Consider the following 14,626-nt stretch of genomic DNA (forward strand, 5'->3'; position numbering starts at 1 on the left):
GCCGGGGCGTTCAGCCGGTGATCGGGAACCGCAGCAGCGCGGCCACGCCGTCCCGCAGGCCGGTTCCGCCGGCGACGAGGGAGGCCTGCGAGTCGGTTTCCGCGCACTTCTGGAGCAGGTAGGCCTCCTGCTCGGCTTCGACCCCCTCCTCGAGCAGGAGCGTGTCCACCGCGCCCATCTCGGCGGCCTGCGCGACCTGCTCGGCCCCCTGCGCGGACCGCCCGTGCGCCAGCCCGGATTCCAGCCGCGCGGCGTTGTCGCTCCGGAGCTGTTCGTTCGCGTGCTGGGCGGTGCGCACCAGCTCCTGGGACAGCGTGCTCTCCGAAGCGCCCTCGTCGCGACCGCTGCGCTCGGTCTCGGCGAGGATCCCCGACAGGTCGGGCGGCAACTCCTCGCGGAGCGTGGTGCGCGCCTGGGGGTCGCCGGCGAGGACGAGCACGTCCGGGCCGAAGCCGGCGGCCAGCTCGCTCGCGCGGGAGGCGATGTCCTTGGCGTTGCGGCCGAGGTTCTCATCGGCGTGCCGCTGGATCTGCTTGTGCGACAGCGCCTGGCCACGGGGCTTGTGCACACCGGTCTGCGCGCTGCCCTCCACGACTTCGGCGTCCACGTTCCGCGGGGTGTGCTGCTCGGCGACGACCGTCCGGCGGAGCTGGGCCCCTTCCTGGTCGGTGATCACGACGAGTTCCCGCACGGCGCGCGCCTGCTCGCGCACGTACGCCCCGAGCTCCGGCACGCTGGTCCAGTGCGCGGCGTCGCCGGTGCCGAGCGCGGCGTCCCACTGCTCGTCGAGCAGCACTCCCGAGTCGTTCGCCACGAGCACGCGCCCGTCGATCTGCGCCTCCCCGGCGGTCGACCCGGAGATGGCGCCGTCGAGGGCGTGCAGCGCAGCCTCGCTCGCCGGGTGGTACTGCAAGCGCTCCCGGAGGGCCTTCCAGCGCAGCCGGAGCTGCTCGTTCGCGTCCTCGGCGGGCGGGCGGCTCTCCAGGTACACCGTGGCGAACGGGCCTTCCCGGCCGTACACCTGCCGCAGCGGGGAGAGTTTCATCGTGTCCTCCCGGTTCGTCGAAGGTCCGAAGGTCGGCCGCCGCGTTCTGCTCCGCGCGGGTCACGTCGGCACGACCGGAACCACCCAGCCGTCGTCGGCCTGCGTCCACTCGGTGTCGGACCGCCGGGTCCAGCCGGCCGCGCGGAGCTCCGCGTCCGCCTGCGTCGGCTCGGTCACCTCCTCGGGCAGGTCCAGTTCGGTGACGGGAGCGCCCCGGTCGTCGCGGATGATCACCCGCGCGTAGGCGCCCGGTCCGGAGGTGACGAAGTGCGCGTTGTTCGCCATCGCGGTGGCTCACCTGCCTTTCCGGTGGTGCGTCCAGCCCCGACGCGCTGCGGTCGCAGCCGCCGCGCTGCGGGGCGCGTCGGCAGTGCCGGTGGTCTACCCGGCGGCGCGGCGGCGATAAACCCGGGCAGCTCGTGCCGGCGGCGCGCGGTGGGGCTGGACGCCGGGGACATGCGCTGCGGGGATGCCTGCGGAGGTGCCGGGCGGAGGTGCAGCGCGGCGACGGGGTGGCGGGTTGACGCGGACCCCACCCGATCGCGCGATGTCGACCACCTCGACAGCTTTTCGACAACGTGTTCGAATGGGTGCATGCGCTGGGAACGGCAACGAGTCCACCCTCCTGTTCCGCCTCGGAGCGCGGAGCCCGGCACGACCGAGCCGGGCTCGACGGGCCCGGTTGCGGCTGATTCAGCCGCAGCCGGGCCCGCGGCGAGCCCCGCTCCGACCGGCTCCGCCGCGGGAGCTGACGCGGGCGCCGCTGAAGTCGCTGCGCCAGGCTCCGCTGCGTCGGGCTCCGCTGCGTCGGGATCCACCGTGCCGGCCGGGCGGCCGGGGACCGCGGAGCTGCCCCTGGACGTACCGGACGCCGCGACATCGCAACCGGACCGGGCGGGTCGCCGCGCGGGGCTGCGGTTGCCCGATCCGGTTCCGATCGAGGCGGGGGAGCAGGACGCCTACGCCATCGAGATCCGCGCGAAGTCGATCCTCAACCGCGTGCCAGGCGCTTCGCGGGTGCCGTTCGAGTGGACGGTGAACCCGTACAGGGGTTGCACCCACGCGTGCCGCTACTGCTTCGCAAGACGCACGCACACCTACCTCGACCTGGACTCCGGCTACGACTTCGACAGCAAGATCGTGGTGAAGGTCAACGCGGGCGCGCTGCTGCGCCGCGAACTCGCCTCCCCGCGGTGGCGGGGCGATCCGGTCGCGCTGGGGACGAACACGGATCCGTACCAGCGGGTGGAGGGGCGCTACGGGCTCATGCGCGAGATCATCGCCGCGCTGCGGGACCGCGCGAACCCGTTCTCGATCCTCACCAAGGGCACGCTCGTGCTGCGGGACCTCGATCTCCTCCGCGAGGCGGCCGCGGTCACCTCGGTGTCCATGGCCGTGTCCATCGGCTCGGTGGACGAGCGGCTGTGGCGGCAGGTGGAGCCGGGCACGCCCTCGCCGCTGCGGCGCGTCGACGTGGTCCGGCGGTTCGCCGAGGCCGGTATCGGGTGTTCGGTGCTGATGGCGCCGATCCTGCCGGGGCTGACCGACGGGGAGGAGCACATCGAGGAGACCGTCGCCGCGCTGGCGCACGCGGGGGCTGCGAGCATCACGCCGATCGTGCTGCACCTGCGCTCGGGCGCCCGCGAGTGGTACCGCGAGTGGTTGCGGGAAGCGCACCCCGAGCTGCTGCCGCTGTACGCGCGGCTGTACGGCGACGGGGCGTACGCGCCGCAGTCGTACCAGCGCGAGGTGCTCGCGCGGGTGCGCGAGGCCGAACGGCGCCACGGGTGCGACCAGCAGGAGGGCGGGTCGCACCGCCGACCCGGTGAGGACTCGGCGGAGCGCGATGCCGCGGTCCGCGGGGGCGGGGCCGCGGAGGAGCCATCCCCTCCCGGCGCAGCGATTCAGGAGCAGCTCGCGCTGCTGTGAGCCCCGCGCGGCGGAATGTGCGAACCGGGTTTTCGCGGATCCATCCCGGAATTCGGGGGGTCGGACGTCCCCGGAGCACTCCGGGGACGTCCGACCGGAAAAGAGCATGCGGCGGAACGTTGTTCGGGGTTTGGCGGAGTGCGACCGGCTCAGCGGCTGACCGACACCTGATTCGGGGTGTGCGCAGGTTGCCAGCTCGCGGAGACCACGCCCGGGCCGTAGTCGAGCTTCACCACGTGCCCGCGCCCGGAGGCGTCGACGTGCATCGGGCTCGGGTGCCCGGGCTCGTCCTCGCGCCCGTCGGAGACGCGGCTCGTGCACTGCCGCGGCGTGCGCTGCGGATCGAAGCACAGTTCGAGCAGGTACTGCCGCACGGGAAGCCGGAACACGCGGCGGAACTCGTGCGGGTCGCCTCGCGGTGCGGTCGGGGGATTGCGCACCTCGTACTCCATCAGCAGCGTCTCACCCGCGTTGAGGACGTGCTCGAACAGCAACTCGGCCACGACGAGATCACGCGCGTGGTCGGTCAGCACCTGGCCCAAGTGGCACGAGCGCAACGGCCGGATCACCGCGGGGTTCTCCGCGCGCGAACCGCCGTCGAACATGACGACCCACCGGTCCACGCCGTCGGTTTCGGCGCGCACGAGCTTCTGCGTGTGCACCGTGGACTGGTACCCCTGGGCGTCGATGTGCACGCGGTCGTGGTGGCTCAGCCGCGTGAGCTCGTCGTCGTGGCTCGTGTCGATCTTCGTGAGCAGTTCCGAACCGCGCGTCTGCTCCGTCCACAGCGTAGAGGAGCTCGGGGTGCTCCTCGCGGAGCGGCGGTTGCGCCCGCGCGGACGGGGCGGCCCGACGAGGGCGAACAGCGATCCCTGGGGGACGGCCAGCACGTGCTCGAGCTGGCGCAGCGCCAGCAGGGAGTCCGGCCGTTCGGGGCGCCGCCGCCCGGACTGCCAGTAGCTCAGCGCGGTGATGCTCACCGGCGTGCCCCGCGCGCGCAGGTGGTGCTGGATGCGGTCCAGGCTCAGCCGGCTCTCCCGGATCGCGGCGCGCAGCGCCACGTCGAAGGGGCCGGTGCGCAGCAGTTCGGACAGTTCGGGGGAGGGGTTCGGGGAGTTCTGGTGCCGCACCGCTTTCGCGACGCCGCACCGGGATTCGGTATTCGGGGTTTCGAGATTCGGGCGGTTCATCGTGACTCCTCGTATCCGCCGCATGGCTCGACACGGTATTGCTGTGATCAATTCGGCGCAATCGAGGAATGCGCCCACAATTGCGGATTAAGGTGGTCATCGCCCTCCTTTAAGGTGCGAATAGGGTGGCGTTCGGCCGGCGCGGCGGGGTCGGGAGCGCTGCACGCCGCCGCACGCGCGCCGCAGGGGAGGGGCGCGGGAGGGATGGGGCCGGTCACTCGGGGGCGGGGCTGGTCACGAAGCGCCGCGGCTTGCCGATAGCCTGAAGGTCTCGCCTCCCTGCTGTGCAGGTCCGCCGCGCGGCCCCGCGGCGGGCGAGGAAGAGGAACGAGCACTCGAGCAAGCCGCGACCCACAAGGAGCACAGTCCCGTGATGCGCACGCACAAGGCCGGATCGCTGCGCGCCGGTCACGCCGGGCAGTCCGTCACCCTCAGCGGATGGGTGGCGCGTCGCCGCGATCACGGCGGGGTGATCTTCATCGATCTGCGCGATGCGTCCGGGATGGCTCAGGTCGTCTTCCGCGAGGGCGAGATGGCCGAACGCGCCCACCGGCTGCGGGCGGAGTTCTGCGTGCGCATCACCGGGGAGGTCGTGCAGCGCCCGGAGGGCAACGAGAACCCGGAGATCGGCACCGGGTGGATCGAGGTCACCGCGACCGACCTGGAGGTGCTGTCCGAGGCGGCCCCGCTGCCGTTCCAGCTGGACGAGAACCTCGAGGCGGGCGAGGAGGTGCGCCTGCGGCACCGCTACCTCGACCTGCGGCGGCCCGAGCAGGCGCGGATCATGCGCCTGCGCAGCGAGAGCAACCGGATCGCGCGCGACGTGCTCAACGACCGCGAGTTCGTCGAGGTCGAAACGCCGACGATGACCCGCTCCACGCCGGAGGGCGCGCGCGACTTCCTCATCCCGGCGCGGTTGCAGCCGGGAAGCTGGTACGCGCTGCCGCAGTCGCCGCAGCTGTTCAAGCAGCTGCTCATGGTCGGCGGTCTGGAGCGCTACTTCCAGATCGCGCGCTGCTACCGCGACGAGGACTTCCGCGCCGACCGCCAACCGGAGTTCACCCAGCTGGACCTCGAGCTGAGCTTCGCCGACGCCGATGACGTGATCGAGCTCAGCGAGGCGGTCGTGGCCGCGTTGTGGCGGGAGCTGCGCGGGCACGAGATCCCGCTGCCGATCCCGCGGATCAGCTACGCCGACGCCGTCGCCAAGTACGGCACGGACAAACCGGATCTGCGGTTCGGGCAGGAGCTGGTCGAGTTGACCGACTACTTCGCCGAGACCCCGTTCCGCGTGTTCCGCGCCCCCTACGTCGGCGCCGTGGTCATGCCGGGCGGGGCGGACCAGCCGCGCCGGCAGCTCGACGCGTGGCAGGACTGGGCCAAGCAGCGCGGCGGCAAGGGCCTGGCCTACGTGCTCGTCGGCGAGGACGGCACGCTGTCCGGTCCGGTGGCCAAGAACCTCTCCGACTCCGAGCGGGACGGGCTGGCCAAGGCGGTCGGCGCCAACCCGGGTGACTGCGTGTTCTTCGCCGCCGGTGAACCCGGCCCTTCGCGGGCGCTGCTCGGCGCGCTCCGGCTGGAGGTCGGCCAGCTGTGCGGGCTCATCGACCACGACGCCTGGGCGTTCGCGTGGATCGTGGACGCGCCGATGTTCCAGTCCACCGCCGAGTCCGACGACGTCGCCGTCGGCACCGGCAACTGGACTGCGGTGCACCACCCGTTCACCGCGCCGAAGCCGGAGTGGGTCGACGAGTTCGCGCAGGACCCGGCCAACGCCCTGTCGGACGCCTACGACCTCGTGTGCAACGGCAACGAGATCGGTGGCGGGTCGATCCGCGTGCACCGCCCGGACGTGCAGCAGCGCGTGTTCGAGGTGCTCGGCATCAGCGAGGAGCAGGCGCAGGAGAAGTTCGGCTTCCTGCTCGAGGCGTTCAAGTACGGCCCCCCGCCGCACGGCGGCATCGCGTTCGGCTGGGACCGGATCTGCATGCTGCTGGCCGGGGCCACCTCGCTGCGCGATGTGATCGCGTTCCCCAAGACCGGAGGCGGTTTCGACCCGCTGACCGGTGCGCCGGCGCCGATCACCGCGCAGCAGCGCAAGGAGGCGGGCGTGGACGCGAAACCGGCGAAGAAGCACGACTCGGGTCAGCAGACCGGGGCGTGAGCGGCCCGCGCCGCGCGAACCGGCGGGTGCGGAACCTCACCGCCACCGGACGATTCCGGTGGCGGGGGCGCCTTTTCGGGTTGAACCCGCGTGGATCCGGTGACGCGGCGAACGCGGTGCGTGTACCGTTCCCCTGATCATGCGGTGGGTGCGGTGAGGCGTGCGCGGGTGCGATGCGCCGCGAGCACGGTACGTGGCGGTGCACGTGCCCGGAACTGATCAACTTGACCGGTCATGCGCAGCCGCGCCCGGACGAGTCGGGGTAGTGTCGGGAGACGATGAGCGTAGAGATCACCAGCGGTCCTCCGGAAGTTCGCGTTTCCGCGGACGGGGAGGTCACCGACACGGTCGGAACCGCGGAGGCGGTTCTGAGCAAGTGGACCGGGGCCGCGGTGCGGTTGGCCGAGGCCGAGGACCTGGGAGGGAGCGACCGTTCCGTCGTGCTCCGCGTGCGGGTCGTCGAATCCCCGTTCGACCTGCCTCGTACGCTCGTGGTCAAGCACTACGGCGCGTGCCCGGAGCAGGCGCGGTCGGACCCGTTCGCGCACGAGGCGGCGAGCTGCCAGCTCACCACCGCGTTGTCGCCGGGGGCTCGGGTCGGCCCGGAGCTCATCGCGCACGACGCGGCTCAGCGCATCCTGGTGCTCGAGGACCTGGGGCGCGGCTCCACGCTGGCCGACGTGCTCTTCGCCGATGACGCGCGCGCGGCCGAGCGGTCGCTGCTGGCCTGGGCGCGCGCGCTCGGCAAGCTGCACAGCACCACAGCGGGATGCGACGCCGACTTCGACGCGCTCATGCGCCGCCTCGGGTCGCAGGACGCGAGCGATCCGATCACCGAGGACATCCTGCAGGCCTGCGCGGAGCTGCCCGAGCTGCTGGCGGGCACGCTCGGCGTGGCGGTTCCGGCGAGCGTGTCGGAACGGCTGGCCGCGGCCACGGAGTTGCTCACCTCGGGGCGGTACCGGGCGTTCAGCCCGTCCGACATCTGCCCCGACAACAGCTTAGTGACCGAAACCGGGGGGCGTTTCCTCGATTTCGAGGGGGGCTGCGTGCGCGACGTGGTCCTGGACGCGGCCTACCTGCAGTACCCGTTCCCGTCCTCGTGGTGCTCCTACGCGCTGCCGGACAACGTGGCGCGCGGGATGCTGGACACCTGGCGCTCCGAGGTCGCCCAGGTGTGGCCGGAGCTCGACGACGACGCTGTGCTCCTGCCGCGGTTGTTCGACGCGGAGCTGCTGTGGGTGTGGGTGTCGACGTGGTGGTTCCTGCCGCGCGCCGGGGAGAACGACCGGCCCATCGACCTGCAGATGCCCTCGCCGCGCCGCAGCACGGCGCTCGTGGACCGGTGGCGGCACGTGCGGTCCGGCGCCGAGGACGCCGGGACGGGTGATCTCGCGGAGTTCGCGGGTGCGGTCGTGGACGCGCTCGTCGAGCGCTTCGGAGCCGGGGCGCTGCACCTCGTGCCGTACCCCGCTTTCGGCGGGGAGCAGCGGGGCTGAGGCGGGCGGCGCTGCCGCTCGGGCGCCGGGACCGTTCTCCGCCGGAGGTGCGGCGCTCCTGCGCGCGTCCGGTGCCCGGTCGCGGCTGCTGCCTCCGCGGTGGTGCGCGCCGTGCCCGGCGGAGTTGTGCGCGCCATCGAAAATGAGATCAATTCGGACATTCTGCGTTCCGCGCGGGCGGATGCGCTTGGGGGAAACGCCTGCGCCACATGTGGTCGAATGCGCATGCGGCCGTCCCGGGAAGCGGCGCGGCTTACGCTTTCGGGTGAGCTTTTCGGCATTCTCCCGGAATGTGGGCGGCGGGCTGCTCCGTTGTGTTGATCACGTGTTCTGCGACTTGCGGGGATCCGGGTGTGATCGGATACCTTGAGTTCAGTCCTTCGTCGCTTCGCTCCGCTGAAGTGGTTCTCGGCGAAGGTCGCCATCCAGCTGCTTCTGGGAGGACCGAGTGCGCGGGACTCAGCGCGTCGTGCGAGCGGTGACCTGGCTGCTGCTCGCGGTCGCGCTGGTCGTGCTCTCGCCGCTGTCCGCGACGGCCCAGGTGCCCACGCGTGCCACGGCGGAGACGACGAATTCCCAGAGCAACGAGCACCGCGAGGAAAAGCTCCGGGAGCGGACGCCCGGAACCGCGGTCCAGCGGCGGTGCGCCGAGCAGGGCGACAAGCCCCGGTGCCTGTTCAAGCTCGACGTCCGCGCCCTCTCCGGTGCCGACCGGGTGCTGCCCTCGGGCGAGCACCTGGTGCTCGGCGGAAACTCGCACGAGCTGAGTCTGAGAAAGAGACAATCGCCTTCCGTGCTCAACGTGTTCCGGCTGTGATCCCGCCATTTCGGCGAGATTTTTCGATCCTGTTCGGAAAACAGGTGGACCAACGACGTCGCTGAACACGGCTGTGAGGCGAATTGTGACTTTCGAAGCGTACCTGACGCGTGCCGAGAACCACCCGAGCGCGGTGACCGAGGAGCACTGCCGCGAGCTCGCATCCGGGCAGAATCCGGACGTGTTGTTCATCACCTGCTCGGACTCCCGCGTGATCCCCAGCCGGCTCACCGGAGCCGAACCGGGCCAGCTTTTCGAACTGCGCACCGCGGGCAACGTGGTGCCGAAGTACCGGCCCGAGACCGGCACGAGCGAGATGGCCACGATCGAGTACGCGGTACTGCGGTTGGGCGTGCCCAACATCGTCGTGTGCGGGCACTCGCACTGCGGAGCGGTGACCGCGATGGCCGTCGCCGGGCGCGGCTTATCCGACATGCCCGCGCTGTGCACCTGGTTCGAGCTCACCGGGGAGCAGCGGGACGACACCGAGGTCGATCCCGCCGTGCGCGCCGCGAGCCAGCAGCACGTGCGCGACCAGCTCGCCGAACTCCGCGAATACCCCTTCATCCGGGATCGACTCGCCAACGGGGAACTCGCCCTGCACGGCTGGTTCTTCGAGCTCGACACCGGTCGAGTCCACACATTGGAGTGTGGCTCCGACGCAGCCGACGCGAACACGGCTGTCTTCCACCCCCTGTGAAGCCGCGGACGGCTCGGGCACGGGGAGGAGTGTCTCCTCCGCCGGAGGACCCGGCCGTCCGGTCGACGCGCCTGGAGTGCACAGTGACTCGAACGTCCCATAACGAAACCCAGACGCCCCCGAACCGCAGCGGTGGCCCCGCGCCCTCCCGCTCCTGGTCCAAGCAGACCGTGCTGGCGGACTTCTCCGCATCCCTCGTCGTGTTCCTCGTGGCCGTTCCCCTCTGCGTCGGGGTGGCGGTCGCCTCCGGTGTTCCGGCCGAGCTCGGCATGATCACCGGCATCGTCGGCGGACTCGTCGTGGGCTTCATGCCCGGCAGCACGATGCAGGTCAGCGGCCCCGCCGCGGGCCTGACCGTGGTGGTGTCCTCGGCGGTGGCCCAGCACGGGCTCGCCACGCTCGGCATCATCGTGCTGATCTCCGGGCTGCTGCAGGTCCTGCTCGGCATCTCCCGGCTCGGCAGCTGGTTCCGGGCGATCTCGCCCGCCGTGGTCCAAGGCATGCTGGCCGGTATCGGCCTGGTGCTCATCCTCGGCCAGATCTACCCGTTCGGCGGGCAGGACCAGCCCACCAGCACCGGGGAGAAGTTCTCCGGCGCGCCCGGCCTGCTCGGCCACGCGCTGACCACGCCCACCGGTCTCGCCTCGCTCGGTCTGGGGCTGGCCACGCTCGTGCTGCTCGGCGTGTGGAAGAAGCTGCCGAAACCGCTCAGCTCCGTTCCCGGCCCGCTCGTGGCCGTGGTCCTCGTCAGCGCGGCCGCGGCCGTGCTCGCGCTGCCCGTGAGCACCGTCGAGGTGGGCTCGCTGCTGCAGGCCGTGAACGTGCCGTTCCACGGCGGAGCGTTCGGCGAGCTGCTCAGCCCCGCGCTGTGGGGCACGGTCGTCACCTTCACCCTGGTCGCCTCGGCGGAGAGCCTGTTCAGCGCCGCGGCGGTCGACCGGATGCACAGCCGGCCGAAGACGCAGTACAACAAGGAGCTCGCCGCCCAGGGCGTCGGCAACGCCGTCTGCGGAGTGTTCGGCGCGCTGCCGATGACGGCGGTCATCGTGCGCAGCTCGACCAACGTCAACGCGGGTGCGGTGACGAAGCTGTCGCGCATCCTGCACGGCGCCTGGTTGCTGCTGTTCGTCGTGCTCCTGCCCCAGGTGCTGGCGTTCATCCCGAACGCGGTGCTGGCCGCGCTGCTCATCCAGGCCGGGTGGAAACTGGTGGCCCCGCGCGACATGGTCGAGCTGATGCGGACCAACCGGCCCGAGGCCGTCGTGCTGCTGGTGACCACCAGCATGATCGTGGCCACGGACCTGCTCGTCGGCACGTTGACCGGGCTGGCGCTGGCCGTGATCAAGAGCGCGTTCGAGATGTCGCGGCTGTCGGTGCGCTCGCACCACGACGACGAGCGCAACCAGGTGCGGGTGGAACTCGGCGGCAACGCCACCTTCCTGCGCCTGCCGCGGTTGCTGGACCACCTCGAACAGCTGCCCAGCGGGCGGCACGTGCGACTGGACCTCACGGGGGTGCGCCACCTCGACCACGCCTGCCAGCAGGCCGTGGAGAACTGGGCCCACCAGCGGCGCGGTGAGGACGGCCACGAGGTCGACGTCGCGCTGCCGCACCAGCGGGGACAGACCGATCCCGACCAGGAGCGGGAGGCGGCCCTCTCGCGCTGACCTGGCCCCGTCGCGCTGATCCGGCCCGCTCGGGCCCGCGGTCTCCGGCCCGGAGAGCCAACTCCGGGATGTCCGCCCCCGGGGGCGGACATCCCGCCACGCGCTGCGGCTCGGGGTGGGCATTTCCCGGGAGATGCCCACCCCCGCGGCCGCGTGCGGCGGGAGGGGAACGCTGCGACGTGGGGGCGATCCCGGCGGGTAGCGTCGAGGACGTGAGTGAGGGTCTGTTCGACGAAGGGCTGTTCGGTGCCGACGCGGAGGATCGCGCCGACGAGCAGTTGACCGAGCACGCACCGCTGGCGGTGCGGATGCGCCCGCGCAACCTCGACGAGGTCGTCGGCCAGGACCACCTGCTCGGGGCCGGAGCTCCGCTGCGCCGCCTCGTCGAAGGAGCCGCACCGGCCTCGGTGCTCATGTACGGGCCGCCCGGGACGGGCAAGACGACGCTGGCCAACCTCGTCTCCCTGGCCACGGGACGCCGCTTCGTCGCGCTGTCGGCGCTGTCGGCCGGGGTCAAGGTAGTGCGCGGGGTCATCGAGGAGGCCCGCCGCCGGCTCGGCCGCTCCGCCGAGGCGACCGTGCTGTTCATCGACGAGGTGCACCGCTTCTCCAAGACCCAGCAGGACGCGCTGCTCGGTGCGGTCGAGGACCGCACCGTGCTGCTGGTGGCCGCGACCACGGAGAACCCGTACTTCTCGGTGGTCTCCCCGCTGCTGTCGCGCTCGCTGGTGCTGCAGCTGCACGGCCTCACCGAGGACGGGCTGCGCGAGCTGCTCCGGCGCGCCGTGGCCGAGGAGCGCGGACTGGACGGTGCGGTGTCGGTCGAGCAGGAGGCCGAGGACCACCTCGTCGCCCTGGCCGCGGGCGACGCGCGGCGCGCGCTGACCGCGCTGGAGGCGGCGGCCGAGTCCGCCCTCTCCACCGGTGGCGAGCACATCGACCTGGCCACGGTGGAGGCCACCGTGGATCGTGCGGCGGTGCTCTACGACCAGACCGGTGACCAGCACTACGACATCGCCAGCGCGTTCATCAAATCCATCCGCGGCTCGGACGTGGACGCGGCGCTGCACTACCTGGCGCGGATGGTCGACGCGGGCGAGGACCCGCGCTTCATCGCCCGCAGGCTGGTGGTGCACGCCAGCGAGGACATCGGCATGGCCGACCCCACGGCGATGCAGGCGGCCGTGTCCGCCGCGCACGCGGTGCAGTTCATCGGGATGCCCGAGGGGCGGCTGCCGCTCGCCCAGGCCACGGTCCACCTGGCCACGGCGCCCAAGTCGAACGCCGTGATCACCGCCATCGACGAGGCCATCACCGACGTGCGCGCCGGCAGGGCCGGACCGGTGCCGCCGCACCTGCGCGACGGGCACTACGCGGGGGCGAGCACGCTCGGCAACGCGCAGGGCTACGCCTACCCGCACGATCGGCCCGAGGGCGTGCTGCCGCAGCAGTACCCGCCGGAGGAGCTCGTCGGCCGCGACTACTACCGGCCCACGGCGCACGGGGGCGAGCGCACGCTCGCCGACCGCGTGCCGAAGCTGCGCGGGCACGTCCGCGGCGGCCAGTCCTGACCGGCGGGCACCTGACCGGCTCCAGCCCTGACCGGTGCCTGCGCCGGGGCGGTCACCGGTGTCCCGCCGGCGGCAGCGGCGCGGTAGATTCCCCGCCGAAAACCCGGCGCGAGGAGGTTCGCGGTGCCCCACCGGATCGTGGTCACCAGGTGGATTCCCGAGCAGGCGCGGCAGCGCCTCGCCGAGGCCGGCGAGGTGCACGTGTGCGATCAGGACCGGCCGTTGGAGCGGGCCGAGCTGCACGAGGCGGCCCGCGGGGCGGACGCGCTGGTGACGATGGTGCAGGACCGCGTCGACGCCGAGCTGGTGGAGGCCGCCGGGCCGAACCTGCGCGTGGTGGCCAACGTGGCGGTCGGCCACGACAACGTCGACGTGGCCGCGCTGCGCGAGCGCGGGGTGGTCGTGACGAACACCCCGGACGTGCTCACCGACGCGACCGCCGACCTGGCACTGGGGCTGCTGCTCATGCTCACCCGCCGCCTCGGCGAGGGGGAGCGGCTGCTGCGCGCGGGGGAACCGTGGAACTTCCATCTCGGATTCATGCTGGGCAGCGGGTTGCAGGGCAGGACGCTGGGCATCATCGGGCTCGGCGGGATCGGCCGTGCCGTCGCCCGGCGCGCCCGCGCGTTCGGCATGCGCATCGCCTACACCGGGCGGCGCCGGGCCGAGGCCGAGGTGGAGCGCGAGCTCGACGCCACCTACCTCGACCAGGACGAGCTGCTGCGCACCGCGGACGTGGTCAGCCCGCACTGCCCGCTGACCCCGCAGACGCGGCACCTGGTCGACGAGGCGGCCCTGCGGGTGATGCGCCCGGACGCGGTGCTGCTGAACACCAGCCGCGGTCCCGTGGTGGACGAGCGCGCCCTCGTGCGCGCGCTGCAGGCCGGTGAGATCGCCGGCGCTGCGCTGGACGTGTTCGAGCGCGAGCCCGCGGTGGAGCCGGAGCTGCTCGGCATGGACAACGTCGTGGCCGTTCCGCACCTGGGCTCGGCGACCCGGGAGACGCGGGGCGCGATGGCCGACCTGGCCGCGCGCAACGTCCTCGGCGTGCTCGACTCCGGCACCCCGGTCACACCGGTCGGCGGTTGAGCGCCCCGGGCGCGGCCCGGCCGGACGCGGCGCCCGGCCGTTGCCGACCGCCGCGGAGAACCGCCGCCGATCTGCCCGGCACGCGCGCGGGCGGAAGCGGCCGGGCGGAACCGACGCGGTAACCTGACGGCGATCACAAGGCCACCCGCGTGCGAGCCGGCGCCGGTGGCCGCCGTACGTCGTCGAAATTTCGGGAGGGCACGTGACGCCCACGCAGATCGCCGCGCTGATCGCCGCAGGCGCGTTCGTGCTGCTGGTCGTGCTGCTGGCGATCCCGTTGGTCAAGCTCGGCCGCACGCTGGATGCGGCGACCACCGCGATCCGCAAGGCGCACGAGAACTCCGATCCCCTGTTCACCGGTGCGAACTCGACGTTGAACCACGTGAACACCCAGCTGGAGCGGGTCGACGGGATCACCGCGCACGCCAAGACGGTCAGCGGCAACGCCTCGGCGCTGTCCTCGCTGTTCACGGCTACACTGGGAGGCCCGCTGGTAAAGACGGCCGCTTTCTCGTACGGGGTGAGCAAGGCCGTGCGGGCGCGCCGGAAGAGGAAAGCGGCACCCGCGGGCCGGCATTCCCGCCGCAGGGGTAAAGGAGGACCCAAGTGAGGCGCCTGTTCTGGTTCGGTGCCGGGGTCGCGGCCGGAGTGGCGGTGACCCGGAAGGTCAACGCGACCACGAGGAAGGCCACCCCGGCGGGCGTGGCCGAGCAGCTGGGTGGCGCGGTGCGCGACCTGGCCGACGCGGTGGGCGCCTTCGGCGCCGACGTGCGCGCGGGGATGCGGGAACGCGAGCAGGAGCTCGACGAGGCCGCGCAGGACGGGCGGGTCGCCGAGACGGCGCGCGCGGCCGCGGCGGTCCCGGGGAGCCGGACCGCGGAGACCTCCGGTGCCGGCGCTGCAGCGGACGCCAGCCAGCGCCGAGCGCGCCGGGCGGGGCGCTGAACGCCTCCAG

General features: G+C 72.4%; 13 protein-coding genes. 10 read left to right on the forward strand and 3 right to left on the reverse strand.

All coding sequences use genetic code 11. The annotated features are described in order from the left end of the window. Positions 1-10: 10 nt before the first annotated feature. Together ACYVJE_RS15095 and ACYVJE_RS15100 are read right to left on the reverse strand one after the other, a co-directional pair. On the reverse strand, positions 11-1,045 hold the full coding sequence (locus ACYVJE_RS15095; RefSeq protein ID WP_461144952.1) for a baeRF2 domain-containing protein: 1,035 nt from the start codon (positions 1,043-1,045) through the stop codon (positions 11-13). Positions 1,046-1,105: 60 nt separating this feature from the next. Then, positions 1,106-1,330, reverse strand: coding sequence for a hypothetical protein (locus ACYVJE_RS15100; RefSeq protein WP_459156548.1), 225 nt, complete (start codon positions 1,328-1,330; stop codon positions 1,106-1,108). A gap of 633 nt (positions 1,331-1,963) precedes the next feature. Here ACYVJE_RS15100 and ACYVJE_RS15105 point away from each other — a divergent pair. Further along, a complete protein-coding gene (locus ACYVJE_RS15105) occupies positions 1,964-2,974 on the forward strand; it encodes an Rv2578c family radical SAM protein (protein ID WP_461144953.1) in 1,011 nt (336 codons plus the stop codon). Positions 2,975-3,123: 149 nt separating this feature from the next. On the opposite strand, the gene ACYVJE_RS15110 is transcribed toward ACYVJE_RS15105, so the two are convergent. After that, entirely contained in the window at positions 3,124-4,164 is a 1,041-nt protein-coding gene (locus ACYVJE_RS15110; protein WP_461144954.1) for a hypothetical protein, read from the reverse strand. 370 nt (positions 4,165-4,534) lie between these two features. Between ACYVJE_RS15110 and aspS the strand changes: the two genes are divergently transcribed. The 9 genes from aspS to ACYVJE_RS15155 all read left to right on the forward strand — a co-directional run bounded on the left by aspS (position 4,535) and on the right by ACYVJE_RS15155 (position 14,616). Beyond that, positions 4,535-6,328 carry an aspartate--tRNA ligase gene (gene aspS, locus ACYVJE_RS15115; protein ID WP_461144955.1) on the forward strand — a complete coding sequence of 598 codons (1,794 nt, stop codon included), beginning with the start codon at positions 4,535-4,537 and terminating at the stop codon, positions 6,326-6,328. Positions 6,329-6,606: 278 nt separating this feature from the next. Next, positions 6,607-7,827, forward strand: coding sequence for a hypothetical protein (locus tag ACYVJE_RS15120; protein ID WP_461144956.1), 1,221 nt, complete (start codon positions 6,607-6,609; stop codon positions 7,825-7,827). A gap of 448 nt (positions 7,828-8,275) precedes the next feature. After that, the gene (locus ACYVJE_RS15125; protein ID WP_459156543.1) at positions 8,276-8,644 is read left to right on the forward strand and encodes a hypothetical protein; all 369 of its coding nucleotides are present in this window, start codon (positions 8,276-8,278) and stop codon (positions 8,642-8,644) included. Positions 8,645-8,729: 85 nt separating this feature from the next. After that, positions 8,730-9,344, forward strand: a complete 615-nt coding sequence (locus tag ACYVJE_RS15130) for a carbonic anhydrase (RefSeq protein WP_461144957.1) — start codon at positions 8,730-8,732, stop codon at positions 9,342-9,344. Between the two features lie 83 nt (positions 9,345-9,427). Further along, positions 9,428-11,011, forward strand: a complete 1,584-nt coding sequence (locus ACYVJE_RS15135) for a SulP family inorganic anion transporter (RefSeq protein WP_461144958.1) — start codon at positions 9,428-9,430, stop codon at positions 11,009-11,011. 212 nt (positions 11,012-11,223) lie between these two features. Further along, positions 11,224-12,582, forward strand: a complete 1,359-nt coding sequence (locus ACYVJE_RS15140; protein ID WP_461144959.1) for a replication-associated recombination protein A — start codon at positions 11,224-11,226, stop codon at positions 12,580-12,582. A gap of 123 nt (positions 12,583-12,705) precedes the next feature. Continuing rightward, the gene (locus ACYVJE_RS15145) at positions 12,706-13,671 is read left to right on the forward strand and encodes a 2-hydroxyacid dehydrogenase (RefSeq protein ID WP_461144960.1); all 966 of its coding nucleotides are present in this window, start codon (positions 12,706-12,708) and stop codon (positions 13,669-13,671) included. A 202-nt stretch (positions 13,672-13,873) separates the two neighbouring features. Then, positions 13,874-14,281, forward strand: a complete 408-nt coding sequence (locus ACYVJE_RS15150; RefSeq protein ID WP_459156538.1) for a DUF948 domain-containing protein — start codon at positions 13,874-13,876, stop codon at positions 14,279-14,281. After that, positions 14,278-14,616: a hypothetical protein gene (locus tag ACYVJE_RS15155; protein WP_461144961.1), complete on the forward strand. Its 339-nt coding sequence runs from the start codon at positions 14,278-14,280 to the stop codon at positions 14,614-14,616. The genes ACYVJE_RS15150 and ACYVJE_RS15155 overlap by 4 nt, the downstream gene beginning before the upstream one ends. The last annotated feature ends 10 nt before the right edge of the window (positions 14,617-14,626 follow it).

This window comes from Salinifilum aidingensis, from assembly GCF_054782015.1.

What these genes read in the sequence shown, in the direction of transcription:
- ACYVJE_RS15110 (WP_461144954.1), bottom strand. Translation starts at nt 4,164, where the DNA reads ATGAACCGCCCGAATCTCGAAACCCCGAATACCGAATCCCGGTGCGGC.
- ACYVJE_RS15100 (WP_459156548.1), bottom strand. Translation starts at nt 1,330, where the DNA reads ATGGCGAACAACGCGCACTTCGTCACCTCCGGACCGGGCGCCTACGCG.
- ACYVJE_RS15120 (WP_461144956.1), top strand. Translation starts at nt 6,607, where the DNA reads ATGAGCGTAGAGATCACCAGCGGTCCTCCGGAAGTTCGCGTTTCCGCG.
- ACYVJE_RS15095 (WP_461144952.1), bottom strand. Translation starts at nt 1,045, where the DNA reads ATGAAACTCTCCCCGCTGCGGCAGGTGTACGGCCGGGAAGGCCCGTTC.